The sequence below is a fragment of the Nocardia sp. NPDC060220 genome, from assembly GCF_042727815.1.
Classification (GTDB): Bacteria; Actinomycetota; Actinomycetes; order Mycobacteriales; family Mycobacteriaceae; genus Nocardia.
On the sequence record NZ_JBHWZY010000941.1, the window covers coordinates 1 to 2,508 of the forward strand.

At 68.5% G+C, this 2,508-nt stretch carries 4 protein-coding genes; all 4 read left to right on the forward strand.

Features of this window, described 5'->3' with window-relative positions; translation table 11 throughout:
- Window positions 1–259, forward strand: a 259-nt coding sequence (locus ACFWF3_RS32005; protein ID WP_379317533.1) for a hypothetical protein, incomplete at its 5' end; no start/stop codon positions are given.
- Between the two features lie 136 nt (window positions 260–395).
- Complete coding sequence (locus ACFWF3_RS32010) at window positions 396–1,037, forward strand: class I SAM-dependent methyltransferase (RefSeq protein ID WP_379317535.1); 642 nt, start codon at window positions 396–398, stop codon at window positions 1,035–1,037.
- Between the two features lie 34 nt (window positions 1,038–1,071).
- Complete coding sequence (locus tag ACFWF3_RS32015) at window positions 1,072–1,740, forward strand: DNA alkylation repair protein (RefSeq protein WP_379317537.1); 669 nt, start codon at window positions 1,072–1,074, stop codon at window positions 1,738–1,740.
- 89 nt (window positions 1,741–1,829) lie between these two features.
- A partial coding sequence (locus ACFWF3_RS32020; protein ID WP_379317539.1) for a DUF885 family protein occupies window positions 1,830–2,508 on the forward strand: 679 nt, incomplete at its 3' end.

Below are 2,508 nucleotides of genomic sequence, written 5' to 3' on the forward strand. Positions count from 1 at the left end.
GGGAACCGCCGAGTTCACCTTCCACGCGGACCGAGACGGCGTCTACACCCTCGAAACCGACGGCGGCCCCGGCATCACCCTAGCCGTCGGCAAAGACCTCGGCTCCGCCCTCGCAGGCCCGATCCTGCTCGCGGTGGCCATCGCGATCACCGCCGTCCTGCTCGGCATCGCCATTCTGATCGTCACCCTCATCCGCCGCAGCCGCGCCCAGCGACCACCGACAAGCGGATTCAGGCCCGCGATGCCTCCATCGATCTAGACAACGCTCCGGCGCAGGGCAGATGCCTTCGCGGCAGTTCGCAGCCGGCCGCTCGTACGATCAGCCGGCTCGGACTTCTCACCATCGCGGCTAAGGTCGGCAAGGTTGGCATAGCGGCCGAATCGAGGGAGCGATCATGAACGCGTCGAACGAGCGCACACCCAGTGGTTGGGAGGACATCGTCGCCGCGGATCCGGCGCATTCGAGCCGGTATGTGGAGCGGTTCCGGACGCTTGCCACGCAGGGGACCGACATCGTGGGTGAGGCGCGGTTGGTCGACGCGATGCTCGGACGTGGCAGCCGGGTGCTCGACGCGGGGTGCGGGCCGGGGCGGACCGGTGGATACCTGCACGATGTGGGGCACACGGTGGTGGGCGTCGATGTCGACCCGGTGCTGATCGACGCGGCACGCGCGGACCATCCCGGTCCGACATGGCTGGTCGGCGACCTCGCCGAGCTGGACCTGCCCGTCGCCGACTTCGACGCCATCGTGTGCGCGGGCAATGTGATGACGTTCCTGGCCCCGTCCACCCGGTCGGCGGTGCTGGCGGGATTCGCCGGGCATCTCGCGCCGGGCGGGCGGGCGATCATCGGATTCGGTGCGGACCGCGGCTACGAGTTCGCCGAGTTCCTGACCGACGCCGGATCCGCCGGGCTCACCGTCGACCTGCTGCTGTCGACCTGGGATCTTCGGCCCTTCACCGACGACTCCGACTTCCTGGTCGCGGTGTTCTCCCGAGCACCCGGCCCTGGCACCTCGACACGGTCCGACGCATGATGGTCTCCGAGGAGCACTAGACCAGGAGGCGCAGGTGCCGGAAACGACGGTGGACGAGGTGCTGGCCGAACTGGCCGACCTCGACAACCCGAAGATGCGCGCGGTGAACGAGAAGCACGGCGACGATCACGGCGTCAACCTCACCGAGCTGCGCGCGCTCGCCAAACGCCTGAAGACACAACCGGCGCTTGCCCGGCAACTCTGGGACACTGACGACACCGCGGCGAAACTCCTCGCCCTGCTGATCTGCCGACCGAAGATGTTCGAGCGTGACGAACTGGACGCCATGATCCGCCAGGCGCGCACACCCAAGGTCCACGACTGGCTCGTCAACTATGTCGTGAAGAAGAACTCGCACGCCGAGGAACTGCGTGTCGCCTGGTTCGACGACCCGGACCCCGTGGTCGCGAGCGCGGGCTGGGCACTGACCACCGAACGGGTCGCGAAGAAGCCCGACGGCCTCGACCTCACGGGTCTGCTCGACCTCGTCGAAGCGCAGATGAAAACCGCACCCGATCGCCTGCAGTGGGCGATGAACCACTGCCTCGCCCAGATCGGTATCGACCACCCCGGCCACCGCGCCCGCGCCGTCGACATCGGCGAACGCCTCCAGGTCTTGAAGGACTACCCCACTCCCCCTGGCTGCACCTCCCCGTTCGCGCCCACCTGGATCACCGAGATCGTGCGCCGGCAGAGCGCCTAGCGGTTCCTGTGCGGCGCGCTCACACCGCGGTGGCCGTGCTCGCGATCGTAGGTTGCCCGCGGGCGGCCGATGGCCGTTAGCGTGTCCGCATGGGTGTGGATGAGATCTGTGATCGGTTCGTCGAGGACTACGCGGCCGCTGATCCGGTCACGGCGACCATGTTCGGCATCGCGGGACACGACGATCGCCTGACCGACTATTCGCCTGCCGGGCACGATATTCGGGCGCGGATAGCGCGAAATGCGTTGCACGCCATGCTCGCAGCCCAACCTACCGATGACGGCGAACGGGTAGCGAAAGCCGTGTTCACCGAGCGCGTGGGGCTCGACGTGGAGATCCACGACGCCGGGCTCCCCCTCGCCGCGCTGAATGTGATCGAAAGTCCGGTACAGCACATTCGGATGGTGTTCGACGTGATGGCCGCCGAGACTGCCGAGGACTGGGCGGTGATCGCCGAGCGTCTCGCGGGGGTGCCCGAGGCGCTGGCAGGTCTGCGGGCTTCGCTGCTGGTCGCGGCCGAGCGCGGGCAGGTCAGTGCGCTGCGCCAGATCATCAAGGTCGCCGAGCAGGCGGACACCTGGGCGGGTTCCGGCGCGAACACCGGGTTCTTCACCACTTTTGTCGCCGCCGCGGAAGGTGTCGAGGGTGCGCCGCTGGCGCGGCTGCGGCAGGGCGCGCACGCGGCAGAGCAGGCCTATGCCGCTCTCGCCGAGTTCCTGCGCGCCGACCTCATGGCGAGCGCGCCCGCCAAGGATGCCGTCGGCGAGC